This is a genomic window from Kineococcus endophyticus, assembly GCF_040796495.1.
GTDB lineage: Bacteria > Actinomycetota > Actinomycetes > Actinomycetales > Kineococcaceae > Kineococcus > Kineococcus endophyticus.
This window is the reverse complement of the sequence record NZ_JBFNQN010000004.1, coordinates 155,364-181,967: the sequence shown is the minus strand read 5'-3', so window position 1 is coordinate 181,967 and position 26,604 is coordinate 155,364. Positions and strand designations below refer to the sequence as shown.

Genomic DNA, 26,604 nt, shown 5'->3' with positions numbered 1-26,604 from the left:
AAAACACTCTTTCCGCCCTCAGAAAGCGATTCCCGAGGGCGGAAAGTGTGTTTTCCACGCGGAGGTGGGGGTCCGCGCCCGCTCCCGGGGACCGGCCTGGAGCGGGCGCGGGGTCTCAGGAGGCGGTCGTGCCCGCCTTCTGCAGGGCGTCCTGGTACTCCGTGCGCATCGCGTCGCCGACGGAGTTCCGCCAAGTCGTGACGAGCGTCTTGAGCTCGGAGAACGGCCGCCGCTCCTGGATGACGTCGTTGACGCCGTCGTTGAAGGTCTTGTCCGCCGTGGCGTTCTTGCTCGAGGCGGTGTTGGAGTACAGCCCCGTCGTCGGGTTGGAGATCCCGGTCGGGACCTCCAGCGACTGGTAGGCGTGCTGGGTGTCCGCGTCCTGCGGCCGCCCCGGGACGTAGATGTTGTACGGGCTGTCGGCCAGGTACCGGATGGGCAGGACGGTGTTCGCCGTCCCCGTGGAGGTCAGGACGGGGTTGCCGTCCGCGTCGTTCTCGTGGTCGACCCCCTCCTGCCCGAAGAGCCGGTACTTGTACTCCTCGGTGCCGAACGGGGCGGCCAGCCAGTTGAGGACGCGCAGCGCCGTCTTGGTCTTCTCGGGGTCGTCCTGCTTCTTCAGCAGCGTGATGGAGAAGAACCCGCTGCCGAGGTTCCACTTCGCGAGCTGCCCGCCGGTGCGCGCGTACGCGGGCATCAGGCCCAGCTCGAAGTCGGGGTTGCCGGCGTTGTCGAGCTGGTACTGGACCCAGCCCGGGTAGCCGTCGGCCGCGTTGATCGCCACCGTCCCGGCGTTGAACAACTGCTTGAAGGGCTGGGCCGGGTTGAAGGAGTCGGGGTGCATGACCCCTGACTTCCACATGGCGATGAGGTCGGTGACGGTCTGGGCGTACTGCTCCGTCTCGTAGACGTGGGTGAGCTTGCCGCCCTCCTCGGCCCAGATGTTGGGTTCGTCGTTCATCCGCCCCAGCAGCTGTCGCGGCTGGTTCACGAGCCCGAAGGCCCAGCGCCGCTGCTTGGGGTCGGTGAGCGCCTTCGTCGCGTCGACCAGTTCGTCGTAGCTCTTCGGCTCGGTCGAGACCCCGGCCTTCTCGAACAGGTCGGCGCGGACGAAGTGGTAGTTCGCGATCGCCCCGCGCGGGATGGGGATGCCGTAGATGCCGGAGTTGTAGACCGTCGACAGCCAGTGCCGCGTCGGGATGTTCGCCAGGTTCGGGTACTCCTTGACGGCGTCCCCGGACAGGTGCTCGGACAGGTCGGCGAAGCGCTTCTCGAGCAGCTGCGGCATGTTGGGCACGGGCGGCGGCGCCCCGTTCGGCACCTGCAGCAGGTCGGGCAGCTCGTTGCCGGCGATGACGGTCGGGAACTTCTGCAGGTAGTCGGCGTTGCTGACCATCTGCAGCTGCAGGTCCACACCGAGGCGGTCGTTGAGCCCGGCCCAGTAGCTGTTGCGGTCCGGGCCCGGCGGGACGGCGAAGTAGATGTTCGCCATCCCCGTGATCGTCTCACCGTGCCCGGGGATGTCCTCCACCGACCGCGGGTTCTCCGCCGGGAACCGCCGGTAGGCGGGGTCGACGCCCTGGTCGGTCCCGGGCAGGTCGGGGGTGACGCCGGTGTAGGGGACGTAGGTCGGCAGGGTGGCGGTGTTCTCCCCGCTCCCCGATCCCTGGCTGCCGCCGCTGGAGCAGCCGGTGAGTCCGCCGGCCGCGGCGAAGGCCGCGAGTCCGGAGGTGCCGGCGATGAGCGAGCGGCGGCTGACGGGGCGGTGGGACATGGATCCTCCTCGATCCTGGGAACGGGTGGGGTGGGCACCGGCGACGCGCGGGTCAGCCCTTGACGGCGCCGATCATCACGCCCTTGGCGAAGTGCCTCTGCAGGAACGGGTACACCAGCAGGATGGGCACGATGGCGATGACGAGGATCGCCATCTGCAGGGGCAGTTGCGGCGGCAGCGCCTCCCCGGAGGACACCTGGTCACCGCCGATGGTCGTCTGGTTGACGACGTACGTCCGCAGGACGAGCGCCATCGGCCACTTCTCGCTCGACTGGATGTAGAGCAGGGCGTTGAAGAACGCGTTCCAGTAGGCGACGGCGTAGAACAGGCCGATCACCGCGAGCACGGCCTTCGACAGCGGCAGGACGATGCGCAGCAGGACCGTCCCGGCGCCGACCCCGTCGATGGCGGCCGACTCGAACAGCTCCTTGGGCAGCTCCTGGAAGAAGGCCCGCATGACGATGACGTTGAACGCGTTGACCAGCACGGGCAGCACGAGCGACCAGTACGAGTCGAGGAGGTGGAACTCCTTGACGACGAGGTAGCTCGGGATGAGGCCCGGGGAGAACAGGACCGCGCCCAGCACGAGCATGAGGACGGGTTTGGCCCCCCACGCCCGCGGCCGGGACAGCCAGTACGCCAGGCCCGCCGTCGCGGCGAGCGAGAGCAGGGTGCCGACCACGGTGATCGTGACGGAGATGACGACGGCGCGCGTGACCACACCCCCGGACAGCACGGCCTGGTAGGCGTCGAGGCTGATGCCGCCCGGCCACATGACCATCCCGCCGCCGGCGGCGTTGATGGTCTCCTGGTCGGCCAGGCTGGTCGCGATGACCGACCAGAACGGCACGAGGACGACCGCCACGGCGAAGGCCAGCACGACGAACTTCAGCGCCTGGGTGATCGGGTGCGGTTTCTCCATCCACGGCGGCCGGCGGCCGTCCTTCGTGAACGTCCGGACGGTGTCGTCCCCGATGGTCGCGTTCTCGAGCGTGGTCACTTCTCGTACACCCCTCTCTCACCGAAGACGTGGGCCAGCTTGTTCGCCCCGATCACGAGCAGGACGCCGACGAGACCCTTGACGAGACCGGCCGCGGCCGAGGTCCCCCAGTTCCCGCCGAGGATGCCGTTGTTGTAGACCCAGGTGTCGAGCACCTCGCTGGCCTGCAGGCCCACCGGTCCCTGCTGGAGGATGATCTGCTCGAAACCCACCGACAGGCTGCTGCCGAGGCGCAGGATGAGCAGCAGGATGATGAGTCCCTTGAGCGCCGGCAGCGTGACGTACCACAGGCGTTGGCGGGCTCCCGCCCCGTCGACGGCAGCGGCCTCGTACTGCTCCTGGTCGATGCGGGAGATCGCGGCGAGGAACAGGATCGTGCCCCAGCCCGCGTCCTTCCAGATCACCTGGCTCGTGATGAGCGCCTTGAACAGTTCCGGGGAACCGATGACCTGCAGGACCGGCAAGTCGTTCTGCACCAGGAACGTGTTGAGCATCCCCGCGTTGCCGAGCATCTGCTGGAACAGCGCGACGACGATGACCCAGGACAGGAAGTGCGGCAGGTACAGGACGGACTGCAGGGTCCGCTTGAGACGTTCCCCCGCCAGGCTGTTGAGCGTCAGCGCGAGGGCGAGCGGGACGGGGAACACGAGGACCGTCTGGATGACCGTCAGCACGACCGTGTTCCACAGCGCGTTGCGGAACTCGGGGTTCCCGTCCCACAGGAACGAGAAGTTCTGCCAGCCCACCCAGTCGGACTCGGTGAGGCCGAGGTAGGGCTGGTAGTCCTGGAAGGCGATGACGTTGCCCAGCAGGGGGACGTAGTGGAACACGAGCAGGGCCAGCCCACCGGGGACCCCGAGGCAGACGAGCAGCGCCTGGTCCCGGGTCAGCCGCGGCCGGCGGCGGCGGACCTCCAGGCCGGTGTCGGTGCGGCCCCGCGGGCCGGCGGCCGCGGACCTGGTCCCCTCGCGGGTCGGCTGCGTTCTCACTGTCGGGCTCCTGCCACGAAGGGGATGGGTGAGGGGACGGGTGAGGTCGGACGCGCGCTCGCACGCGAGCGCGGTCCGGGGGGTGGGCGCCCGACCGGTCGGTGCGGGCGAGGGTGCGCTCAGGGGGCGGTGGACGCCCCGAGCACCTCCTGGGCCCACGCGAAGGACAGGCGGTGCGACTCCACGACGTCGCCGACGCTGGGGAAGTCGACCTCGACCATCCAGTCGCCGTCGTAGTCGTCGGGCAGGGCCGCCAGGACGGCGCCGAGGTCGAGGACCCCCCGGCCGGGCTCGGCCCACAACCGTCCGCTGCGGGACAGCGTGCGGTAGTCGCCGGTCGCGTCCTGCGCCGGGAGGTGGTCGGGGTGCAGGTCCTTGAGGTGGATGGCGCCGGTCCGGTCGGCGTAGCGCCGCAGCAGGGCGACGGGGTCGGCCCCCGCCCACGCCAGGTGCCCGGTGTCCGGCCCGAAACCCAGCAGGTCCGGTCCGAGGGCGTCCAGCAGACCGGTGACCTCGGCCTCGGTCTCGAACACCCCGCCGACGTGGGAGTGGTGCAGCGCCCGGACTCCCTCGGCCCGGAACACCTCGCACACCCGTCCGGCGAGGTCGACGGCGTGGTCGAACCGCCCCTGGTCGAACGCCGCGCCGACGGCCGGCCGCTGCATCCGCTCGGGGACGGACATCGACGAGAGCATCGTCCGGTCCAGTCCGAGTGCGGCCTGCTGCGCGGCGAACCGGCGGGCGTCCTCCAGCAGGTCCGGCGGCCGCACCGTGTCGTCCAGCGGGCTGCTGAACAGGCCGGTCGAGGGTTCGAGGCCGAACCCGTCGAGCCAGGAGCGGTACTCCTGCGTGCCCATGCCGTCGGGGACGTCCGCCTTGACCGCGGTGAACCCGATGTCCTGCAACGCCGTGAAGGCGTCCTCGAACACCTCGCGGGTCTTGCCGGCCTGCGACCACCAGGGGATGGGGTTCGCAGCGATCCTCCGCGTCACGGTTCCTCCCGGCCGGTCACGGGCCCCGCGTCGTCGTGGCGCCCTGAGAGCCCACACCGTGCCCGGGGATTCCGGAACCGGTCAAGATCGATCGATCAGGGCTGATCGATCGATCGGACTGCTGGCCCGGGCGCGCCCCGGGCCGTCCCGTCCGGCAGCATCGCCCCCATGGACTACGTGAAACTCGGATCCTCCGGTCTCGAGGTGTCCCGCCTCGTGCTCGGCTGCATGAGCTACGGCGACCCCGGGCGCGGCAACCACGCCTGGACGCTGCCCGAGGAGGACAGCGTCCCCTTCCTGCACCGCGCGCTCGACGCCGGCGTGACCTTCTTCGACACCGCCAACGTCTACTCCGACGGCTCCAGCGAGGAGATCGTCGGCAAGACCCTCCTGTCGGCCGTCCCACGCGACCAGGTCGTCATCGCGACCAAGGTGCACGGTCGCATGCGACCGGGCCCGAACGGCGCCGGGTTGTCACGCCAGGCCATCCTCACCGAGGTCGACAACTCCCTGCGCCGGCTCGGGACCGACCACGTCGACCTCTACCAGATCCACCGCTTCGACGCCTCGGTGCCGCTGGAGGAGACGCTGCAGGCGCTGCACGACGTCGTCCAGGCGGGCAAGGTCCGCTACCTCGGCGCGAGTTCCATGTGGGCGTGGCAGTTCGCCAAGGCGCTGCACCTGCAGGAGCGCCACGGGTGGGCGCGCTTCGTCTCCATGCAGGACCACTACAACCTCCTCTACCGCGAGGAGGAGCGGGAGATGCTGCCGCTGTGCGCCGACCAGGGCATCGGGGTCGTCCCGTGGAGCCCGCTGGCGCGCGGCAAGCTCACCCGCGACTGGGACGCCGTGACGAACCGGTCCGAGACGGACGAGTTCGGCAAGACGCTCTACCGCGACAGCGACGCCCAGGTCGTCGAGGCGGTCGCCCGCGTGGCCGAGGGCCGAGGCGTCTCCCGCGCGCAGGTCGCCCTCGCCTGGGTCGCGCGCAACCCCGTCGTCACGGCCCCCATCGTGGGCGCGACGAAACCGCACCACCTCGAGGACGCCCTGGCGGCGCTCGACCTCGTCCTCACCGACGAGGAGGTCGCCGAGCTGGAGGCGCCCTACGAACCCCACGAGGTCGCGGGGTTCTGAGGATCGGGCGGTCGGCCCGGGTCACACGTCGCGGCGCATGGTCTCCCGCCGCGTCGTGCCGGACACCGGGTCGGCCGTCGTCACGCTCGTCGTGCGCTGGGTGCGCGGACGGAACATGGCGAACTCCAGGACGATCCCGAGGACCCCGATGACCATGAGGATGACCCCCACGGTCTGCAGGTCGACACCGGCCACCGAGTAGGTGACCGCGAAGGTCAGGATCGCCCCGACCGCCAGCAGGAAGATGCTCGTTCCCAGACGCATGGGTCGACTGTGGACCCGGGGCGTGCACGCCGCGAGCCGGCGGTGGGGCGAACGGGTGAGCCGCCCGTCACCCCTCGGCGGTCCAGACCTCCTCCCCCTCTCCCGACGGCGGTTCGAACCGGGCGAGGAACCCGTCGAGGGTGGCCGCGTCGATGGGGAACGCGGCGTTGGCGTCGAACCGGGAACTGCGGACGGCCAGCCGCCGCAGGAGGACGTCCCGCGGCACGTCGAGGTGGACGAGCCGCCAGCGCGCACCCATCTCCTGCACGACCCGCTTGTAGCGGTCGCGGCTGGCCCGGCTCCAGAAGCCGAAGTCGACGACGACGTCCCGGCCCTGCGCGACGAGGCTGCGCAGACGGTCGAGGAGGACGTGCTCGGCCACGTGGCTGTACTCGTCGTAGACCTCCGTCGGGTAGTCGAGGCCGTACCGGCCGAAGCGCGACCACAACTCCTCGTCGATCGACAGCCGCACGTACCCCTCGCGTTCGAGACGCGTGGCGAAGGTCGTCTTGCCGGCGCCGACCATGCCGCACAGCAGCACGACGACCGGCCCCTCAGCGTCCACCACGGCTCACCGGTCGGAGTCGAGCACGGCCCGCGCGTGCGAGGCGTGCGTCACGAGGGTCGAGACCATCCCGCTGCGGAGCACGCTCGCCGTCGCGTCGGCGCGGGCCGGCAGGTCCCCGCACGCCATGGCCGTCACGTCGGGGGTGGCCTTCAGCTGGGCGCCTGTCACCCCGATCACCCGGTCCGCCAGCGCGTCCACCTCGCGCCCGTCACGACCGACGAGGACACCCGTCACCTCGGCGACGACCCCGGCGGCGGTGAGCGCCTCCTGGTCGGCCGTGCCGAGGGAGTCCAGCGCGGTCGACTCCCCCGGGCGCCAGGCCCCGACCGAGACGACGGCCTTGGTCAGCCGGTCGAGCTCGGCCAGCGCCTCGCTGATGCCGGACTGCGAGCGCAACCCCTCGGCCGTGGCGGCGTCGGGGACGGCGAGCGGGGCGTAGAACGTCGTGGCCGACGAGCGGGTCGCGTCGGCCGCCCGCCGGACGAGGTCGACGGCACTGCCCTCGACGTCGGGGCGCGGCAGGGCGCCGGCCAGTTGCACGAAGCGGCACCCGAGGTCCGCTCCCAGCGCGTCCGTCAGCAGCGAGATCGTCCGTCCCCAGGCCAGACCGACCACGTCGTCGGCCGTGACGCTCTCCTCCAGCAGCCCGGCCGTGAACTCCGCGACGACGCGTCGCTGTCCGACCAGCGTCTCCTCCCCCGTCCTCACCACGTAGGCCGCGCGGAGGCCGAACTCGGCGCGGACCGCCTCGGCCAGGTCCCCGTCGAGGGAGCTGGGGGTGACCACCTGGATCTGCACGAGCCCCGACTCCTGCGCCTCCGTCAGCAGCCGGGCGACCTTGAACCGGCTGATGCCGAGCTGCCGGGCGATCTCGACCTTCGTCAGCCCCTCGACGAAGAAGCGCCGCGCCACGACGGCGGCCAGCGCCTGTGCGCCCAGCGACGGGCGACCGGCTGTGCCGGTGCGGACTGACGTCTTCGGCATGACTGCTCCTCGGCGGGTCCTCGGACGGACACCGCACTCGCGGGTGGGGCGGGACTACAGAGTGCCGCCCTGAGGTCGGCGGCGACCAGGGAGGTACCGGCGGGATGCGAGCGACGGACACGGACGCGGTTGACAGCCCCGGTCGACCCGGGCACCATCGTCACAGCTGAGAGTAGCCCGCTCAGATGAGCGGACGCAACGACGGCGGACCCCGCCGGCGAACGGCCCGAGCGCGGGGCTTCGACTGCACCTGTCGACGGAGACACTGGAGAGATCACGATGGCTGGACGTCACGGCATCCACCTGCCCACCACCCTTCCCGGGTCGACCTCGCGCGTCAGCCGCCGCGCCGCCCTGGGGGGTGCGGCCGGCCTCGGCGGCGCCGCGTTCCTCAGCAGCTGCTCGGGCGCCGGCGGAGGGGGCACAGCAGGTGGCGGAGGCGGCGGAGGCGACGACAAGACCGTCAACGTCATCATGGTGAACAACCCGCAGATGGTGGACCTGCAGAAGCTCACGAAGGACAACTTCACCAAGGACACGGGCATCACCGTGAACTACACGGTCCTGCCGGAGAACGACGTCCGCGACAAGATCAGCCAGGAGTTCTCGAGCCAGGCCGGTCAGTACGACGTGGCCTCCATCTCGAACTACGAGGTGCCGTTCTACTCCAAGAACGGGTGGCTGGCCCCTCTGGACGACTTCATCTCCGGGGACTCCGGCTTCAACCAGTCCGACATCATCAAGCCGCTCGCCACAGCCCTGACGGGTGAGGACGGCAAGGTCTACGCCGAACCCTTCTACGGCGAGTCCTCCTTCCTCATGTACCGCAAGGACGTCTTCGAGTCCAAGGGCCTGACGATGCCGGACAAGCCGACGTGGGCCGAGGTCGCCGCCTTCGCCGCCCAGCTCGACGGTGCGATGCCGAACATGAAGGGCATCGCCCTGCGCGGCCTGCCCGGGTGGGGCCAGGTGTTCGCCCCCCTCACCACCGTCGTCAACACCTTCGGCGGGACCTGGTTCGACGAGGACTGGACCGCGAAGGTCAACGCCCCCGAGTTCGTGGAGGCCACGAAGTTCTACGTGGACCTCGTCCGGGCCCACGGCGAGAACGGCGCACCCCAGGCCGGGTTCACCGAGTGCCTCAACGGGATGACCCAGTCGCAGGTCGCCATGTGGTACGACGCGACCTCCGCCGCGGGTTCCCTCGACGCCGAGGGGTCCCCGGTCGCCGGCAAGGTCGGCTACGTCGCCGCCCCTGTCGACCAGACGGAGTCGTCGGGCTGGCTCTACACGTGGGCCTGGGGCGTGCAGAAGGCCTCCAAGCGCCAGGACAACGCCTGGAAGTTCATCTCCTGGGCCTCGAGCCAGAAGTACGAGGAGCTGGTCGGCGCGCAGGTCGGCTGGGCCAGCGTCCCCGCGGGGAAGCGCAACTCGACCTACGAGAACGCCGACTACCAGAAGGCCGCGGCCCCCTTCTACAAGGAGACCCAGACCGCGATCAACGCGGCGAACCCGGCCAACCCCGGCGTGCAGCCCCGCCCGGCCCCCGGCATCCAGTTCGTCGCGATCCCCGAGTTCGCCGACCTCGGCACGCAGGTCTCCCAGTTCGTCTCCTCGGCCATCGCCGGCCAGACGAGCGTGGAGGACGCCCTGAACCAGGGCCAGGAACTCGCGACCAAGCTCGTCAGCGACAAGTACAAGAAGTGACCCGGCCCGCGGCCCCCGGCACGTCCGGGGGCCGCGGTGACCGCACGCCACTCCCCCCGTCACCTCCCGGCGACCCGTCGGTTCCCCCAAGCGTGGAGGACGTCCTTCCATGAGTGCCAGCACCGCCCCCAGTCACCCCAGGGTGGGCCCGGACCGCCCCCAGGGCTCCGCCGGATCGGCGCGCCGGGCCGCGGACTGGGCCCGCCGGGCCCCGCTCCTGCCCGCCCTCCTGTTCACGATCGTCGTGACGCAGCTGCCGTTCGTGGCGACGATCGTCATCTCGTTCATGAACTGGAACTCCTACTACCCCCAGGACCGCGGGTTCGGCGGCGTCGACAACTACGTCTCCGTCTTCACCAACGCCCAGCTGCGCCAGGCCGTCGTCAACACCGTCGTCCTCACCGTGACCGTCGTCCTGGTCAGCCTCGTGCTCGGGATGCTCATCGCGCTGCTGCTGGACCGCAAGTTCGCCGGTCGGGGCGCCGTCCGCACGATGATGATCGCCCCGTTCCTCGTCGTCCCGATCGCCGCCGCCCTGCTGTGGAAGCACGCCCTCTTCAACCCGAACTACGGCCTCTTCAACGGGACGATCAACGCCGTCTGGAAGCTCTTCGGATCCGACTCCGCGCCGCAGGTCGACTGGCTCTCGACGGCACCGAAGATCGCCATCGAGGTCTCCCTCATCTGGCAGTGGACCCCGTTCATGATGCTGATCCTGCTGGCCGGGCTGCAGTCCAAGCCCGCCGACGCCGAGGAGGCCGCGCGCATGGACGGCGCGACGAGCTTCCAGATCTTCCGGTACCTCACGTTCCCGCACCTGCGGCAGTACCTCGAGCTCGGCGGCCTGCTGGGCGCCATCTACATCGTCCAGAACTTCGACGCCGTCTTCACCATCACCGCCGGCGGACTGGGGACGGCCAACCTGCCGTACACGATCTACCAGACCGTGTTCTCCGCCCACGACTACGGCCTCGCCTCGGCCATGGGTGTCGTCGTCGTCATCGCCACCATCATCATCGCGACCTTCGCCCTGCGCGTGGTGTCGAGCATGTTCAAGCAGGAGGTCGGCCGATGAGCACCCTCAGCGTCGGAGGAACGGCCCCGACGGGCGCCACGATCCCCGGGACCAACGTCCCGACCTCGCGCCGCGAGCAGCGGGCCCGCTCGATGAACCGCAGCAAACCGCTGTGGACCGTCCTGGCCTGGGTCGTCGGCGTCCTGTTCGTCCTCCCCGTCCTGTGGATGGTCCTGACGTCCCTGCACTCCGAGACGGACGCCGCGACGAACCCGCCCTCCATCGCGGCCGCGCTCACCCTCGACGGGTACCGGTCCTTCCTGTCCGCCCAGCCGGTCGCACCGCTGCTGAACTCGGCGATGGCGTCCGTCATCTCGACGGTGCTCGTCCTCTGCCTGGCGATCCCCGCCGCGTTCGCCCTGTCCATCCGGCCGGTCCAGAAGTGGACCGACGTCATGTTCTTCTTCCTGTCCACGAAGTTCATGCCGCTGGTGGCCGGCCTCCTGCCGCTGTACCTGTTCGCGACGAAGACGGGGACGCTGGACAACATCTGGCTGCTCATCGTGCTGTACACCTCGATGAACCTGCCGATCGCCGTGTGGATGATGCAGTCGTTCCTGGCCGAGGTGCCCGGGGAGATGCTCGAGGCCGCGTCGATCGACGGGGCCGGACTGATCCGCATGCTGTGGTCCATCGTCCGCCCGGTCGCGATGCCGGGTGTCGCGGCCACGGCGCTGATCTGCTTCATCTTCAGCTGGAACGAGTTGCTGCTGGCCCGCACCCTGACGGCGACGGTCGCCGGGACCGCGCCCGTCTTCCTGACCGGCTTCGTCACCAGCCAGGGGCTCTTCCTCGCCCAGCTCTGCGCGGCGGCTACCGTGATCTCCCTGCCCGTGCTCGTGGCCGGATTCGCCGCCCAGGACAAGCTCGTCCAGGGTCTGTCCATGGGCGCGGTCAAGTGACCCGCACCGCCGACCACGCAGGACGATCCGAGCCCCGGGAGACGACCGTGACCCCGCCCGTGCCCCTGAACACCCAGAACCTGGCCGAGATCGGCAAGGACGTCCCGGTCCCGTCCTACGACCGCTCGCAGGTGACGCCGGGGATCGTGCACCTCGGCGTCGGGGGGTTCCACCGCGCCCACCAGGCCATGTACCTCGACCGGCTGATGAACGACGGCAAGGCGCTGGACTGGGGCATCCGCGGGATCGGCGTGCTGCCGCACGACGCGCGGATGAAGGAGGTCATGGACGCCCAGGACGGCCTCTACACGCTCGTCCTGAAGGACCCCGACGGTTCGCGCGAACCGCGGGTCATCGGCTCCATCCTCGACTTCCTGCACGCCCCGGCCGACCCGGACGCCGCGGTGGAGGCGATGGCCGATCCTCGGATCCGCATCGTCTCGCTCACCGTCACCGAGGGCGGCTACAACATCGACGCCGTCACCGGGGAGTTCGTCCTCGACGAGCCCGCGGTGGCCGCCGACCTCGCCGAGGGGGCGGTCCCGGGGACGACGTTCGGTCTCGTCACCGAGGCCCTGCGCCGCCGCCGCGACCGCGGCGTGCCGCCGTTCACCGTCATGTCGTGCGACAACGTCCAGGGCAACGGGCACGTCGCGCACAAGGTGTTCGTCGCCTTCGCCACGGCGAAGGACGCCGAGCTGGGCGCGTGGGTCGACGCGAACGTGCGGTTCCCCAACTGCATGGTCGACCGCATCACCCCCGGCACCACCGACGACGACCGCGCCGAGGTCCGCGACCGGTTCGGCGTCGAGGACGCCTGGCCCGTCGTCTGCGAGCCGTTCGTGCAGTGGGTGCTGGAGGACGACTTCGGCCTGGGCCGCCCGCCCTACGAGGACGCCGGCGTGCAGGTCGTCGACGACGTCGAACCGTACGAGCTGATGAAGCTGCGGCTGCTGAACGCCAGCCACCAGGCGCTGTGCTACTTCGGGTACCTGGCCGGCTACCGCCTCGTGCACGAGGTCGCGCAGGACCCGCTGTTCGCCCGCTTCCTCCTCGGCTACATGGAGCGCGAGGGCTCGCCCACGCTGCCGCCGGTCCCGGGGATCGACCTCGACGCCTACCGCCACGAGCTCGTGCACCGGTTCTCCAACGGCGAGGTGCGCGACACCGTCGCGCGCCTGTGCAACGAGAGCTCGGACCGCATCCCGAAGTGGGTGCTGCCCGTCATCCGCGAGCAGATCGCCGCCGGAGGGGAGTTCCACCGCGCCACGGCCGTCGTGGCGAGCTGGGCCCGTTACGCCGAGGGCGTCGACGAGCAGGGCGAGCGCATCGAGGTGTCCGACCGCATCGCGGAGCGGCTCGTCGCGACGGCGCAGCGCAACCGCGAGGAGCCGACGGCCTTCATCGCCGACCGTTCGCTCTTCGGCGACCTCGCTGACGACGAGGCCTTCGTCGCCGAGTACACCGCCACGCTCGCGTCCCTGCACGCCCGCGGCGCCCGCGCGACCCTCGAGGAGATCGTCGCCCGCGGCTGACCCCTGCCCTCCCCGGCCCACCCCGGGGAGGGCGCAGAGCACGACATCCGCCCTCCACGGCGCCTCCGGAGGGCGGAAAGAGTGTTTTCCACGCAGGACGGGGGCCGCCCTACGATGACCCCATGGCTTCCAAGGTGGTCCCCGCACGGGGCATGCGCGACGTCCTGCCGGTCGAGAAGGCTCGCCGGGAGCACGCGCTGCACGTCATCCGCGAGGTCTACCGCTCGTTCGGCTTCGACGAGGTCGAGACGCCGGCGCTGGAGGACCTGTCCCGCATGGAGTCGGGGCAGGGCGGCGAGAACGAGAAGATGCTCTTCAAGGTCTTGCGCCGCGGTCTGGCCGCCGACGAGGCCGTCCTGCCCGCGGACGCCGCCGACCTCGCGTTGCGCTTCGACCTGACGGTCCCCCTCACCCGGTACGTCGCCTCGAACGCCGGTGCCCTGCGGATGCCGTTCAAGGCGCTGCAGATCGGGCCGGTGTGGCGGGCGGAACGGCCGCAGAAGGGCCGTTACCGCCAGTTCGTCCAGTGCGACATCGACATCCTCGGCGAGGCGGGCAGCCTCGCGGAGGTCGAGCTCGTCACGGCCACCCACACCGCCCTCACCCGGCTGGGTCTGACCGGCACGACGCTGCGGCTCAACGACCGCGGGGTGCTCACGGGGTTGCTGACGGGGTGCGGGTTCGACGAGTCCGACCACGGCAGCGTCCTCATCACCGTCGACAAGAACGACAAGGTCGGCCTCCACGGGGTCGTCGCGGAACTGCGCTCGAAGGGTTTCGGCGACGAGCCCGTCGCCGCGCTGGAGAAGGCGCTGACGGACCTGCTGCCCCTGCGTGACGTCGCGCGCCTCGGGGACGGGGCCCTGCCCGAGACGGTTCCCGCCGCGTCGATCGAGCGGCTGCAGGAGATCGCGGCGGCCGTCGCCGTCGCGGCCCCGGACCTCGACGTGCAGTTCGACGTCACGCTCGTGCGCGGCATGGGGTACTACACCGGGCCCATCTTCGAGATGTCCCTGCCCGGTGGGGGTTCCTCCATCGCCGGCGGCGGCCGGTACGACGGCATGGTCGGTCGGTTCACCGGCCGCGACGTGCCGGCGGCGGGTTTCTCGATCGGGTTCGAGCGCATCATCGACGAGGTCTCGCTGCCCGCCGACGCGGCGCCGGCCGTGGCCCTCGTGCACCCCGCCGGCGTCGACGCGGGGGAACTGCTGCGCAAGCAGCGCGAACTGCAGGCCGGCGGCGCCCGGGTGGCCCTGGTCAAGCAGGCCAAGCGGCTGCAGCCGTTGTTCGACGCGCTCGTCGCCGAGGGCTACTCGCAGGTCGTGCGGGCCCGCGTCGAGGACGGCCGGCTCACGTTCTCCGAGCCGTCCCCCCTCGAGGCGAGCTGAGGAACTCCCGAGCGGGCCCCGGCGTCACTGCGGCCGGGGCCCGCTGAGGTGCTTGCTGAAGAAGGCGAACACCTCCGGCATCGCCGCCTTGAACGACGTCGTCAGGTGCTTCCCCCCGTCCTGCAGGGAGACCTGGGCCGTCGAGGGGGACTTCACCAGGCCCGAGAACCGCTGCGCCTGCGTGACGTCCTCGGGGCTGTCGGTCCCCGCGACGAGGAGCCAGGCCAGGGTGCCGGGGAACGTCGGCGCGAGGGCGGTGGGGTACTGCGCGAGCGTCGCCGCGTCCTTGTGGGGGAGCTTGGTCTCCATGTCGAAGTACCCCGCGATGCTCACCACCGCCCCGTACTCCCCGGGTTTGCGCAGCGCGATCGCGGCCGCGCAGTAGGCCCCGGACGACGCGCCCGCGGTGCCCCAGCCCTTGCCCGGCGGCAGCACCCGGAAGTCGTGCTGCACCATCGCCGGGACGTCGGTGTCGAGGAACGTGCCGACCTTCGGCTGCCCCGGGATGTCGGTGCACTCCGTGTCGACGTCCTTCGAGACCTGCATCTCCGGCATGACGAACACGAAGGGCAGGACCGAGCCGTCGCGGGAGCCGGAGTCCACGACCTCCTGTGCCGAGTAGGACCGGTCGGTCCAGTTGTTGTACGTGGCGCCGTCGCCCCCGGGGTACAGGAACAGCACCGGGAAGTCCTTGTGCACGTAGGCGGGGTCGTCGTACTGCGGCGGGGTCCAGACCCAGACCTTCATCGTCACGCCCGACGCCGCGCCCTGCAGCGTCGTCTCCAGCACGTTCTCCGCGCCGAAGTTCTTGGTGACGAACTGCTGCCCGTCCGGGGTGTGCGTGCGGGTGGCCGTGGGGGTCTGCGACGACGGGGACGCCGGGCCACCCGCGGCGGTCGCGGAGGACCCGCCCGCCCCGGGCGGCATGGTGCGGTGGTCCGGGGCCGTGCCGGAGCAGCCGGCGACGAGGACGGTGGCGGCGAGCAGGGCCGGGAGCGCGGGGAGTGCACGGAACCTCACGCGCCCGATCGTCCCGTCCTGCGACCGCGACCGGACCCGGCCGCACCGACCTGCACGGTTCCGCCACCGGTCCCCCGCGAAGCGCTCCGCGGGGGGACCGGACGGACTCACGCGGGGGTGAGCCTGGTGGCCGGGGCGCCCTGCCGCGTGGCGGCCAGGGTCAGCTCCTGACGGTCCTCGAGGGCCTCGTCCTGCGATGCGCGGACCTCGCGCGCGTCGAGGAAACCGCGGAGCCGGCCCGGGTCGTCGGTGATGATCCCGTCGACGCGGTGGCGCAGCAGGTCCGCCCAGAGGCGGGGTTCGTCCACCGTCCACGGGTACGTCGCCACCCCGGCGGCGTGGTGCTCGGCGACGACGTGCGGGCTGGCGACCAGCGTCGCGACGTACGGGTTGACCGCCATGACGCCGAGGTCGGCGACGGCCCGCTCGGCCTGCACGCGCGCCTGCCCCGCCGGGGTCGACAGCGCGGTGAACGGGTCGTGCGCCAGGTCCCGCAGCGACGGCTCCAGCCCGTCGGCCGCCGCGGGCGGGCCGGGGTGCAGGACCAGCAGCGCCCGGCGCACGTCCGGGGCCACGTCCCGCAGCGCCCGGACGGTCTCCACCTCGAAGCTCTGCACGACGCTGCGGTCGGCCACCCCGGCCGTCCGCAGCGTCGCGACCGCTCCCGCGACCGCCGCCGGGGCCCACGTCCCCTTGAACTCCACGAGGAGCCCGCCGGACCCGTGCAGCGCCACCAGGTCGACGACCTCGCGCAGCGTCGGGACCCGCTGACCCGCGAAGGCCGGCGAGAACCAGGAACCGGCGTCCGCCGCCCGGACGACGGAACTGGGCAGCTCCGCCACGGCACCGGAGGAGTCCGTGGTCCGGTCGAGGGTCTCGTCGTGCAGGACGACGGGGACCCCGTCCCCGTCGAGCCGCACGTCGAGCTCGAGCAGGTCGGCACCTGCGCGCAGCGCCACCTCGAAGGCGGCGAGGGTGTTCTCGGGGGCGTGCGCCGAGCTCCCCCGGTGCGCGATGACCAGCGGCCGGGCGGGCGGACGGGCGGGCGGTCGGTTCACGGGACCAGCATCTCCCCTGGGGTGTCGACGGACGTGGGCAACGGGTGTCAGGACTTCAGCAGCGGCTTCACGTCGGACGTGTAGGACTGCTCGACCTCGCCCTGCGCGGTGCCCCACGCGTCCTTCGAGGCGGCGCCCTGGAGCATGACCTTCTCCCACGCCGTGACGGTGGACTGGTCCCCGCCCGGGACGAAGACGCGGGCGTAGTCCTGGGTGCGGGTCTTGGACAGCTGGTCGACGGCCGTCTTGAACAGCGGGGTCTGCGCGTACACCTGCTGCATCGTCGAGGAGTTCACGGCCCCCGTCGTGACCGGCATGTACCCGGTGTTCTGGGAGAAGTAGGCCGTGTTGTCGTCCTCGGCCAGGAAGGCCAGGAACCTCGCCGCGGCGAGCTGCTGCTCGGGCGTGCGCTTGACCGGGATCGCGAACCCGGCGCCACCCGTGGGGGTGAACTGGCCGGCGGAGCCACCGGGCAGGAAGGCGTTGCCGACCTCGAAGTTCGCCGCCTTGAGGATCCCGGAGAGCGACCCGGTGGACCCGATGACGGAGGAGTACAGGCCCGCCCCGAAGTCGGAGGCCTGGTCGGAGGAGGAGACCGCCGCGTACCCCTTGGTGATGTACGACCGCAGGTAGTCGCTCGCCGCGAGCACCTTGTCGCTGTCGACCGTCATGGTCCACTCGTCCGACAGCGCGCCGCCCATGCCCCAGATCATGTTCTGGAAGATCCAGGAGGCGTTGCCCGTGCCCTTCCCGAGGCCGTAGGGGGCCTGCGCCCCCGTGCCGGCGGCCTGCAGCTTCGGCAGCCACTCCTCGAACTCCGACCAGGTCTGCGGACCGCGGTCGGGCAGACCGGCCTTGGCCCAGTGGGCCTTGTTGTAGTAGAAGACCGGCGTCGAGCGGCAGTACGGCACCGCCCACTGCGAGCCCTCGTACTGGTAGTCGGCGTACAGGCCCTTCTGGTAGTTCGATGTCGTGATCCCGGCGGCCGGCAGCAGGTCCTGCAGGGGGGCGAGCTGGCCGTTGAGGGCGTATCGGAACCACCAGACGTCGCTCAGCAGGACCAGGTCGGGCAGGTCCGACCCGGTGAGGGCGGCCTGGAACTTCTGGGAGATCTCGTCGTAGTTCGAACCGGCCGTGACGAACTCGACCTTGATGTCGGAGTTGTCCTTGTTCCAGCGGTTCAGGAACTCGGCCTCGACGGCCTGGGACGAGCCGGGGTGGTTGGTCCAGACGGTCACGGAGTCGGCCGGGGTGACCTTGGACCAGTCGGTCGAGGAGGCGCTGACGGTCCCGCCGGAGGAGGACGCGGTGGACGGGCCCGAGCAGGCCGCGAGGCCGAGTCCGGCCGCACCGAGGCCGGCGAGGCCGAGCACGCCGCGCCGGGGCATGACGAGGGAGGAGCTGTTCACGGGGTTCTCCTGGAACGGTGTCGGAGGGAGGGGAGGGTCAGTTGGCGAGCGCACCCGCGGCGAGACCCGCCACGAGCCGGCGCTGGAAGAAGAGGAAGACGAGCAGGATCGGCAGCATGACCAGCACGGTGCCGGCCATGAGGACGCCCCAGTTGGTGATGCCGTCGTTGTTCTGCAGCAGGGTCAGACCCACCGGCAGGGTCATCATCTCGGACCGGTCGGTGACGAGCAGCGGCCACAGGTACTGGTTCCACTCCCCCACGACCGAGACGAGCGCGACGGCCGAGACGGTCGGCGCCGAGAGCGGTACGACGAACTGCCACAGCCGTCGCCAGTGCCCGGCACCGTCGAGCGTCGCCGCCTCCAGGACGGAGGCGGGCAGCGTCTGGAAGTGCTGGCGGAACAGGAACGTGCCGAGCGAGCTGGCCAGCCCGGGGAGCACGATCCCCTGGTAGGAGTTCAGCCAGCCGATCTGCGCGATGAGCGTGTAGTTCGGGATGAGCGTCACCTGCGGCGGCACCATGAGGGCCGCGAGGACGACGAGGAAGACGAGGCGCTTGGCGGGGAACTCGACGAACACCAGCGCGTAGGCGCACATGAGCCCCAGGACGACCTTCAGCCCGGCGCCCGCCACGGTCGTGATGACGCTGTTGAGCAGGAAGTGCGCGAACGGGACCGTCGCGAACACGTCGGCGTAGTTCTGCCACTGCAGCGCGTGCGGCAGCCACTGCGACGGGATCGTGTAGATCTCGTTGCGCTGCTTGAAGGACGCGAGCAGCATCCAGAGCATCGGGACGACCATGACGAGGCCCGCCACGACGAGGCCGGCGTACCCGAGGACGTCGACGCGGCGCCGACGGGGACGCGCGGGTCCGCCGTCCCCGGACCGCGGGGCCGGGATCCGGCCGGAGCCGGAGGTGGCCTTCTCCTGGACGCTCACCGGTAGTGCACCTTCCGTTCCACGACGACCATCTGGACGACCGTCACGACGAGCAGGGCGAGGAACAGCAGGGTCGCGATCGCCGAGGCGTAGCCGGCGGAACCGTCGACGAAGGCCTCCTGGTAGACCTGGTAGACCATCGTCGTCGTGCCCTCCAGCGGCCCGCCCTTGGTCATGGCGCGGATGATGTCGAAGGACCCGCCGGCGTTGGACTCGATGAACACCGTGACGCCGAGGAAGAACGTCGTCGGGGACAGCAGCGGGAAGACGATGGACCAGAACGTCCGCAGGGGCGAGGCACCGTCGATCTGCGCGGCCTCGAGGATGTCGTGCGGCACCGACTGCAGCGCGGCCAGGTAGATGATCGCGACGTACCCGACGTACTTCCACAGGTAGACGACGCAGACCATCGCCAGGGCCCAGTCGGGGTCGTTGTACCAGTTCGGCGAACCGATCCCGACGGCGCGCAGCAGGCCGGAGACCAGGCCGTACTGCGGGTCGAAGACGAACAGCCAGCACATGCCGACCGCGACGCCCGACAGGACGTACGGCGCGAAGACGGCGGCGCGGACGAACGTGCGGCCGCGCAGGTTCCGGTCGAGCAGGCGCGCCAGCGCGAGGCCGAGCGCCATGCAGCCGCCGACCGTGACGACCGCGAAGACGAGGGTCGTCAGCAGGACCGTCGGGGTCTTCGGGTTCGTGAAGTAGTTCACGTAGTTCTGCAGCCCGACGTACGTCGCGGTGTCGGAACCGAGGTTCCAGTGCAGCAGCGAGTACTGGACGTTCTGCACGAGGGGCTTGTAGACGAACACGACGAGGAGCGCGACGTTGGGCCCGGCGAGCAGCAGGAAGGTTCCCCACGACCGCCACGGGAGTTTCCGGGTGCGCGGTGCGGGAACCTGGTGGAGGGTCGTCAACGCGACCTCCTCCCAGGTCGGGAGCGGGCTGGACGTCAGGAACAGTAGTTCGCGTCCGGGGGCCCTCCGGCCACTCGCGCCCCGGGGCGGGGAACGGTCATCGAGTGTTCACCTGCACCGGTCGGCCACGGTGCGCGGGACACCGTCCGTTCACGTTCGTCACCCGGGCTGGCAGTGCGGGCACCACCACGTGCGCCGGCGTTCGGGGTCCCCGGGCACCTCGGCCTCGACGAGCACCGTCGTCCCGCACCGCAGGCAGGGTTTCCCGGCGCGGCCGGAGACCCAGTGCTGCCGGCCGGGGCGGGTGTCGCCCGTCGTGACCTGCGGGGCCCGGGAGGGCCCCACGGAGAACGTCAGCATCTTCACGGCCAGGCGAACCAGCGGTGGCAGGTCGACGTCCCCGACCGGCGCCCACGGGGACCGTCCGCGCAGGAAGCAGAGCTCGTCGGCCCAGAGGTTGCCGATCCCCGCCAGGTTGCGCTGGTCGAGGAGCGCGGCCTTGATCCTCCGCTCGGGCCGCAGCGCGAGGTTCGCCACGGACCGCTCGACGCGCTCGTCGACGGTGAGGTCCGCCCCGAGGAGGTCCGGGCCGAGGTGCCCGACGACGGTGTGCTCGAGGGCCGTGGGGACGAGCTCGACGACGGGCATCCGCAGCGCCACCGCCGTCGGCCCGTCCGTCTCGAGCACGACGCGGACGTCCGGCTGCAGGCGTGCCGGCAGCCGCTTGCCCGGGCCCAGGACCGTCCACTCGCCGTCCATCCGCAGGTGGGTGTGCAGGGTCGTCGGCTCGGTGACCACCGCACCGTCCCCGGGCACCAGACGCGTCAGCAGGTGCTTGCCCCGCGAGACGACCTCCACCAGGTGCGTCCCCGACAGGTCCGCCGTCGCGAAGCGCGGCACCCGCAGGTCGCTGCGGTGCACGGGACGCCCCGCCAGCCGGGCGTGGAGGCGGCGGGCGAGCAGGAACACGGTGTCGCCCTCGGGCACCCGCCCACCGTGCCCGAGGGCGGTCCCCGCCGCGCGGCGGGGGTTCCGGCACGGCCACGCCGGAGGAGTGGCTCCCGGCGTCCGGTCGGGTGAAGCTGGGGCATGAGCTCGCGCCGCCTGCCCCTCCTCGTCGCGCTCTGCGTGCTCGTCCTGGGCACCCTCGCCGTCCTCGCCGTCGCCGCGCTGCCCGGCCAGCGACGTCCCCCGTCCCGGTCGGTGGTCCCCGCGCAGTTCCCCGGCTACAGCGCGTTGACGGCTCAGGTGGCGACGAACCCGGTCGGGGCCGCGCTCGCGGTCTACCGGCAGGACGCGGCCGGCGGCGTCACGGGCACCACGCAGACCCTCGTCCTCGGGGCGGACGGGACCAGCGCGCGGCGGCTGACGCAGGCGGCCGACCGCGGGAGCTCGCAGGTCCCGGCGGCCGCGGTGGTGTCCCCCGACGGGCGCACCGTGGCGCTCGGGGACGGTCCGTCCGGGACGGACCCCGCCCGCGCCTCGACGACCGAGTCCGCCGCGACGACCCTGCCGCCCGGACGGGTCGTGGTGGCCCCCTCCTCGTCCGCCGCGGACGCCGGTGCGGCCCTCGTCCGCCCGGTCGGCGCCAGCTCCACCCTCGCGCTCGTCGACCTGGCCTCCGGCGACACCCGCGTGCACGTCGTCCCCCGCGTCCCGGTGGTCGTCCCGGTGTCGTGGAGCCCCGACGGTGCCCGCCTCGCCTACCTCGGGACCGAGGCGCCCGCCTCCGCCTCGGAGGCCGGCGCCGCACCCACCGGGGGCACCTCCGGCCAGCTGTTCGTCCTGGACACCCGCTCGGACCGGGCCGTCGCGGTCCCCGGGGCCGAACGCGTCGTGGCGGCGGCCTTCAGCCCCGACGGGTCCCGGCTCGCCTACCAGGAACCGGGTGCGACCGTCGTGCACGTCGTCGACCCGTTCACCGCCGGTTCCCAGGACGGCGCGGTGCCGGGCACCGAGCTGGCGGCCCCGGCGGGTGCGGTCCTCGCCGACGGGCCGGCGTGGTCGCCGGACGGCACGCTGCTGGCGTTCGAGGCCGGTGGCGGCACACCGTCGGCGCGCATCGAGTTCGTCGCCGCTCAGGCGGGCCGGGGCGTGCCGGGTGCGGTCCCGGGCCGGGACGTGCTGGGCTGGACCGGAGCCGGCGAGCTCGTCCACCAGTCGGTCCCCTCGGGCGCGGACGGTGTCGACGGGGGCGACCTCACCGTCGTCCGCACGGACCTGCGCACGGGTGCGACGTCGCCCTACCTGCGGGTCCCGACGGCCCGCGGCCACCACCCCGCGGGCGACCTCACCCTGGCGGGCGCGCTCCTGACCCGGGCGGTGACGACGACCTCGACGTCGGTGGACCGCGGGCCGTGGCCGCTGCCGGTGCGCCTCGGGCTGGTGCTGGCCGCCGCCGTGCTGGCCGCCCCCGCGACGGCCGGGTTGCTGCGCCGGCGGGAGCAGCTGGCCGCGCTGACGGCGGTGCCGGACTGGGCTCGCGACACGACCAGGGGCTGACAGGGTGGGGCCCGTGGGTGACACCGGGACAGACCGTGGGGACGACCGCGAGGAGTTCGGCTGGCTGCTGGCGCACTTCCGGGAGGACCCGGACGGCCACGCCGAGAAGATCCACTTCTCGCTGAGCCAGGACGACTCCCCGTTGCGCTGGGACCCGTTGTGGGGCGGCGGGCCCGTCCTGGAGTCCCGGCTGGGCACCACGGGCGTGCGCGACCCGGCGATCGTCCGCGACGACGACGGCCGGTTCCACCTCCTCGCGACGGACCTGCGCGTGTGGGACGGCGGGGGGCTGCGGTGGGAGGAGTGGCGCCGGCACGGCAGCCGGTCGCTCGTGCTGTGGGACTCCGAGGACCTGCTCACGTGGGAGGGGCCGCGCCTGGTCGAGGTGGCGCCCCCGACGGCGGGCATGGCGTGGGCACCGGAGGTCACCACGGACCCCGCGACGGGCGAGCACGTCGTGTTCTGGTCCTCCCGCCTGTTCCCCGAGGACGACGTCGAGCACGCGAGCGAGAGCTACAGCCGCATCCTGGCCTCCCGCACGCGGGACTTCGTCGCCTTCGGCCCCACGGAGGTCATGGTCGACACCGGGGGCCGGGACATCATCGACACCGCTGTCCTGCAGGAGCACGGCCGCGTCTACCGGTTCTCCAAGGACGAGGACCGCGACGGCGGGTACGGCATCTTCCTCGAACGCGGCTCCGCGCTGTTCGCCGACGACTTCGAGGTCGTGACGACGAACATCGCCGGCGACCGCTACCCCGGCGGGGTCGAGGCCCCCCTCGTGGTGAAGGCCCGCGACCGCGACCGCTGGTACCTGTTCCTCGACCAGTACGCCGAGTGGCCCCAGGGGTACTTCGCCCTGCAGTGCGACGACCTGGACTCCGGCCGCTGGGAACCGGTGCCCGCCGGGGAGGTCTCGATCCCGCCCTCGACCAAGCACGGGACCGTCCTGCCCCTTTTCCGGGACGAGTGGGAGCGGTTGCGCGAGCACGGGTTGCGCTGACCCCACGCCGTCCGTCCGCCAGGATGGCCGGGTGGGCGCACACGGACACGGGCACGGACACGGCGGGACCGCCGACGACACCCTGGAACCGCTGCCGCGGCGGACCCGGCGGGCGCTGACGGCGGTCGTGCTGGTGGTGCTCGCGGTCGCGGTCGCCGGGGTCCTGGCGACGTGGCCGCACGACGTCCCGTCGGCCTCCACCACCTACGTCGGCGCGCAGACCGTGCGCGGCGACGTCACGGGGACCCGGATGCTGACCTGCCGCGGGGAGCTGGCCGAGGAGCGCCTGCCGGACGGGACGCTGCCCGAGACGGTGGAGTGCCCGCAGGCGACGGTGCGCGTGGACGGCACCGAGCAGGACGCCACCCAGGACGTCGGGCAGGACGTCACGGTCACGGTTCCGGCCGCGGTGTTCCACGGCGGCCTGTCCGCCGGCGACCGCGTCGTGCTGACGCGGTACCCCGGCGAGGCGGGCGGCGCCGCGACCTACGCCTGGGAGGACGTCGACCGGCGGGTCCCGCTCCTGGTCGTCGTGGCGGTGTTCGTCGTGCTGACCGTCGCCGTGGGCCGGCGGCGGGGGCTGGCCGCACTCGCGGGCCTGGCCGTCGGCGGGGCGGCGATCGCGTTCCACGTGGTCCCGGCCCTGCTGACGCAGGAGAACGCGGTCGTCGTCGGGCTCAGTTCGGCGGTCGCCGTCATGGGGGTGGTGCTCTACCTGACGCACGGGTTCTCGACGCGCACGACGGTGGCGTACCTGGGGACCGTGGCGGGTCTGCTCGTCACCGCGGGCGCGGCGGTCCTCGCGGTCGACGCCTCCCACCTGACGGGGCTCAGCGAGGAGTCCGCGTACACCGTCACGGTGCTGACGGGGGCGGTCGACCTGCGGGGCGTGGTGCTGGCGGGCACGCTGGTGGCGGCCCTCGGGCTGCTCAACGACGTGACCATCACGCAGGCCGCGGCGGTGTGGGAGGTCCGGGCGGCTCGCGGCGGGGGTTTCCGGGAACTGTTCGCCGCGGGGATGCGGGTGGGTCGGGACCACCTCGCCTCCACCGTCTACACGGTGACGTTCGCCTACGCGGGCGCGGCCATGCCGTCGCTGCTGCTCATCGAGTTGTACGAGCAGCCGCTGGGGCAGGTCGTGAGTTCGGCGGCGATCGCCGAGGAACTCGTGCGCTCGGCGGTGGGCGGGATCGCCCTCGCGCTCACCGTCCCGCTGACGACGGCGCTCGCCGCGGCCCTCGTCCTGCGGTCCCGTCCTGCCTCTGCTGCACCGGGATCCGGTACCTGATGAGCCGGGCGGAGTTCACCGCGACGAACACGGACGAGGCGTTGTGCGCGATCGCGGCCAGGACCGGCGAGAGCGCCCCGGCGGCGCCGAGGGCCAGGCCGAAACCGTTGACGGCGATCGAGGCGCCGTAGTTCTGCCGGATCAGCCCCAGCGTGCGGTCGCCGAGGTCGCGCAGCTGCAGCAGCCGGCGCAGGTCGTCGCCGACGAGGGCGACGTCGGCGGTCTCCACCGCGACGTCGGTGCCGGACAACCCCATCGCGATCCCGAGGTCGGCCAGGGCGAGCGCGGGGGCGTCGTTCGTGCCGTCGCCGACGACCGCGACCGTGAACCCCTCCGCCTGCAACGCGCGGACGACGTCCTGCTTGTCCTCCGGCATCACCTCGGCCCGCCACTCGGTGACCCCGAGTTCGGCGGCGACGGCGGCCGCGGTCCGCTCGTTGTCGCCCGTGAGCATGACGATGCGCTCGACGCCGGTGCGGCGCAGTTCCTCGAGGACACTGCGCGATTCCGGGCGCACCTCGTCGCGCAGGCTGACGAGGCCGGTGAGGACCCCGTCGACGGCCAGCAGCAGCGGGGTCTCGGCGGCGGACTGCAACCGGTCGACCCAGTCCTGCGCGGTGGTGTCGACGGCGACCCCCTCGCGGCGCATGAGCCCGGGCGACCCGACGAGCAGGACGCGGCCGTTCGCCTGGACCCGCATCCCCAGGCCGAGGATGACCTCGCACTCCTCGTGCGTCGGGATGACGAGGTGGCGTTCCTCGGTGGAGCGGATGACGGCCTGGGCCAGCGGGTGCTTGGAGTGCACCTCGGAGTTCGCCGCCTCGGACAGCACCTGCTCGGGGGTCCAGTCGTCGCGGAAGCTCAGAACGTTGGTGACGACCGGGCGACCGACCGTCAGGGTTCCCGTCTTGTCGAAGACGAACGCGTCGACGCGGCCGGCGGCCTCGAGGTGCGAGCCGCCCTTGACGAGGATCCCGCGCCGGGCGCCGTTGCCGATGGCCGCGCTGATGGCCGTCGGCGTGGCCAGCCCGACCGCGCAGGGGCAGGCGATGAGCAGCATCGTCATGGCGCGGCGGACGTCGCGCGTCAGGACGAGCGTGGCCAGGGCCAGGCCGAAGGAGGCGGGGACGAACTTGCGGCTGAAGCGGTCCCCGACGGTCTGCACGGGGGCGCGGTCGGCCTGGGCGTCCTCGACGCGGGCGACGATGCGCCCCACGGCCGTGTCCTGCCCGGTGGCGGTGGCGCGCACCACGAGCCGGCCGCGCAGGGCGACGCTGCCGGCGAGCACCGAGTGCCCGACGGTCCGCTGGACGGGCAGGTTCTCCCCCGTCAGCGCGGCCTGGTCGACGACGGCCTCGCCCTCGACGACCTCGCCGTCGACGGGGATCGTCGACTGGTCGTGGACCACGACGAGGTCCCCCACCTCGAGCTCGGCGAGGTCCACGCGCTGCTCGACGACCTGGCCGTCGGCGGCGGTGCGCTGGACCCAGGCGGTGGTCTCGCTGCCCTGCAACAGGTCCGCGATGGCACGACGGGTGCGGCGCAGGGTGAGGTCCTGGAGGTACTCGCCGATGTTGAGCAGCCACAGGACCGTGAGCGCGACGACGTTCTCGCGCAGCAGCAGGCTCGCGACGGTCGCGGCCGAGACGAGGGCGTCGGTGCCGGCGCTGCGGCGGCCGACGAGCGCCCCGACGGCTCCCTTGAGGAAGGGGTACCCGGAGAAGATCGTCACGCCGGTGGCCACGAGACGCGACGTCGGACCGAGCAGGGGCGGGCGCCCGAACGCGAAGCGCCGCAACCCGAGCAGGGCCAGCGCCGCCCCGCCGACGGCGATGCGGGCGACCTCGCCGTTGCCGACGTCGGCCGACCGCGGCGTGCGGGACGGTTCGGCGTCGGCGGGCAGGAGCGCCACGCCGGCCACGGCCGCCAGCAGGTCGTCGAGCGTGAGCGACTCGGGGTCGTAGTGGACGACGACGTTGCCCGTCACGGGGTAGGCGCGGGCCAGCCGCGTGCCCGCGAGGCGGTCGAGGGCCTCCTCGGCGGCGACCGCGCGTGCGGGACTGCGGCGCAGCCAGTCCGCCTGGAACCGCGCCCGCCCGGGGACGTCCGCGAGGACGTTCAGCGGGCTCAGCTCGACGGTCGCGGTCGTCAC

General features: G+C 72.1%; 23 protein-coding genes. 9 read left to right on the top strand and 14 right to left on the bottom strand.

The window, feature by feature from the left end; translation table 11 throughout:
• Positions 1-115 precede the first annotated feature (115 nt).
• The 4 genes from AB1207_RS06955 to AB1207_RS06940 all read right to left on the bottom strand — a co-directional run bounded on the left by AB1207_RS06955 (position 116) and on the right by AB1207_RS06940 (position 4,755).
• Complete coding sequence (locus AB1207_RS06955; protein ID WP_367637199.1) at positions 116-1,774, bottom strand: type 2 periplasmic-binding domain-containing protein; 1,659 nt, start codon at positions 1,772-1,774, stop codon at positions 116-118.
• Positions 1,775-1,826: 52 nt separating this feature from the next.
• A complete protein-coding gene (locus AB1207_RS06950) occupies positions 1,827-2,696 on the bottom strand; it encodes a carbohydrate ABC transporter permease (RefSeq protein ID WP_367637414.1) in 870 nt (289 codons plus the stop codon).
• A gap of 74 nt (positions 2,697-2,770) precedes the next feature.
• On the bottom strand, positions 2,771-3,763 hold the full coding sequence (locus AB1207_RS06945) for an ABC transporter permease (protein WP_437178883.1): 993 nt from the start codon (positions 3,761-3,763) through the stop codon (positions 2,771-2,773).
• A 119-nt stretch (positions 3,764-3,882) separates the two neighbouring features.
• Positions 3,883-4,755 (bottom strand): sugar phosphate isomerase/epimerase family protein, encoded by an 873-nt coding sequence (locus tag AB1207_RS06940; RefSeq protein ID WP_367637197.1) that lies wholly within the window; start codon positions 4,753-4,755, stop codon positions 3,883-3,885.
• A gap of 168 nt (positions 4,756-4,923) precedes the next feature.
• Between AB1207_RS06940 and AB1207_RS06935 the strand changes: the two genes are divergently transcribed.
• Positions 4,924-5,892: an aldo/keto reductase gene (locus AB1207_RS06935; protein ID WP_367637195.1), complete on the top strand. Its 969-nt coding sequence runs from the start codon at positions 4,924-4,926 to the stop codon at positions 5,890-5,892.
• Positions 5,893-5,913: 21 nt separating this feature from the next.
• Here AB1207_RS06935 and AB1207_RS06930 read toward each other — a convergent pair whose 3' ends face one another.
• The 3 genes from AB1207_RS06930 to AB1207_RS06920 form a co-directional block, all read right to left on the bottom strand.
• Positions 5,914-6,156: a DUF6458 family protein gene (locus AB1207_RS06930; protein WP_367637194.1), complete on the bottom strand. Its 243-nt coding sequence runs from the start codon at positions 6,154-6,156 to the stop codon at positions 5,914-5,916.
• 67 nt (positions 6,157-6,223) lie between these two features.
• Entirely contained in the window at positions 6,224-6,724 is a 501-nt protein-coding gene (locus AB1207_RS06925) for a P-loop nucleotide/nucleoside kinase family protein (RefSeq protein WP_367637192.1), read from the bottom strand.
• Between the two features lie 3 nt (positions 6,725-6,727).
• The gene (locus AB1207_RS06920) at positions 6,728-7,708 is read right to left on the bottom strand and encodes a sugar-binding transcriptional regulator (protein WP_367637191.1); all 981 of its coding nucleotides are present in this window, start codon (positions 7,706-7,708) and stop codon (positions 6,728-6,730) included.
• Positions 7,709-7,987: 279 nt separating this feature from the next.
• Between AB1207_RS06920 and AB1207_RS06915 the strand changes: the two genes are divergently transcribed.
• From AB1207_RS06915 to hisS, 5 genes are all read left to right on the top strand, one after another.
• Positions 7,988-9,415: an ABC transporter substrate-binding protein gene (locus tag AB1207_RS06915; RefSeq protein ID WP_367637189.1), complete on the top strand. Its 1,428-nt coding sequence runs from the start codon at positions 7,988-7,990 to the stop codon at positions 9,413-9,415.
• Positions 9,416-9,524: 109 nt separating this feature from the next.
• Positions 9,525-10,490, top strand: coding sequence for a carbohydrate ABC transporter permease (locus AB1207_RS06910; protein ID WP_367637188.1), 966 nt, complete (start codon positions 9,525-9,527; stop codon positions 10,488-10,490).
• On the top strand, positions 10,487-11,392 hold the full coding sequence (locus tag AB1207_RS06905) for a carbohydrate ABC transporter permease (RefSeq protein ID WP_437178882.1): 906 nt from the start codon (positions 10,487-10,489) through the stop codon (positions 11,390-11,392). The genes AB1207_RS06910 and AB1207_RS06905 overlap by 4 nt, the downstream gene beginning before the upstream one ends.
• A 47-nt stretch (positions 11,393-11,439) precedes the next feature.
• Complete coding sequence (locus tag AB1207_RS06900) at positions 11,440-12,927, top strand: mannitol dehydrogenase family protein (protein WP_367637187.1); 1,488 nt, start codon at positions 11,440-11,442, stop codon at positions 12,925-12,927.
• Between the two features lie 122 nt (positions 12,928-13,049).
• The gene (hisS, locus tag AB1207_RS06895; protein WP_367637186.1) at positions 13,050-14,315 is read left to right on the top strand and encodes a histidine--tRNA ligase; all 1,266 of its coding nucleotides are present in this window, start codon (positions 13,050-13,052) and stop codon (positions 14,313-14,315) included.
• 24 nt (positions 14,316-14,339) lie between these two features.
• Here hisS and AB1207_RS06890 read toward each other — a convergent pair whose 3' ends face one another.
• From AB1207_RS06890 to AB1207_RS06865, 6 genes are all read right to left on the bottom strand, one after another.
• Positions 14,340-15,335: an alpha/beta hydrolase gene (locus tag AB1207_RS06890; protein ID WP_367637185.1), complete on the bottom strand. Its 996-nt coding sequence runs from the start codon at positions 15,333-15,335 to the stop codon at positions 14,340-14,342.
• 107 nt (positions 15,336-15,442) lie between these two features.
• A complete protein-coding gene (locus AB1207_RS06885; RefSeq protein WP_367637184.1) occupies positions 15,443-16,393 on the bottom strand; it encodes a glycerophosphodiester phosphodiesterase in 951 nt (316 codons plus the stop codon).
• A gap of 47 nt (positions 16,394-16,440) precedes the next feature.
• On the bottom strand, positions 16,441-17,802 hold the full coding sequence (locus AB1207_RS06880) for an ABC transporter substrate-binding protein (protein ID WP_367637183.1): 1,362 nt from the start codon (positions 17,800-17,802) through the stop codon (positions 16,441-16,443).
• 37 nt (positions 17,803-17,839) lie between these two features.
• A complete protein-coding gene (locus AB1207_RS06875; protein WP_367637182.1) occupies positions 17,840-18,742 on the bottom strand; it encodes a carbohydrate ABC transporter permease in 903 nt (300 codons plus the stop codon).
• Complete coding sequence (locus AB1207_RS06870) at positions 18,739-19,659, bottom strand: carbohydrate ABC transporter permease (RefSeq protein ID WP_367637181.1); 921 nt, start codon at positions 19,657-19,659, stop codon at positions 18,739-18,741. Before AB1207_RS06870 ends, AB1207_RS06875 begins: the two co-directional genes overlap by 4 nt.
• Before the next feature lie 159 nt (positions 19,660-19,818).
• The gene (locus tag AB1207_RS06865) at positions 19,819-20,646 is read right to left on the bottom strand and encodes a DNA-formamidopyrimidine glycosylase family protein (RefSeq protein ID WP_367637180.1); all 828 of its coding nucleotides are present in this window, start codon (positions 20,644-20,646) and stop codon (positions 19,819-19,821) included.
• Positions 20,647-20,748: 102 nt separating this feature from the next.
• On the opposite strand from AB1207_RS06865, the gene AB1207_RS06860 reads away from it, so the two are divergent.
• Genes AB1207_RS06860 through AB1207_RS06850 form a run of 3 tightly spaced genes read left to right on the top strand, consistent with a single transcriptional unit; the run spans position 20,749 to position 24,452 of the window.
• Entirely contained in the window at positions 20,749-22,161 is a 1,413-nt protein-coding gene (locus AB1207_RS06860) for a TolB family protein (RefSeq protein ID WP_367637179.1), read from the top strand.
• A 13-nt stretch (positions 22,162-22,174) separates the two neighbouring features.
• Entirely contained in the window at positions 22,175-23,164 is a 990-nt protein-coding gene (locus AB1207_RS06855) for a glycoside hydrolase family 43 protein (protein ID WP_367637178.1), read from the top strand.
• Between the two features lie 31 nt (positions 23,165-23,195).
• Positions 23,196-24,452 (top strand): YibE/F family protein, encoded by a 1,257-nt coding sequence (locus tag AB1207_RS06850; protein ID WP_367637177.1) that lies wholly within the window; start codon positions 23,196-23,198, stop codon positions 24,450-24,452.
• On the opposite strand, the gene AB1207_RS06845 is transcribed toward AB1207_RS06850, so the two are convergent.
• Positions 24,367-26,604: a heavy metal translocating P-type ATPase gene (locus AB1207_RS06845; protein WP_367637175.1), complete on the bottom strand. Its 2,238-nt coding sequence runs from the start codon at positions 26,602-26,604 to the stop codon at positions 24,367-24,369. The genes AB1207_RS06850 and AB1207_RS06845 overlap by 86 nt on opposite strands.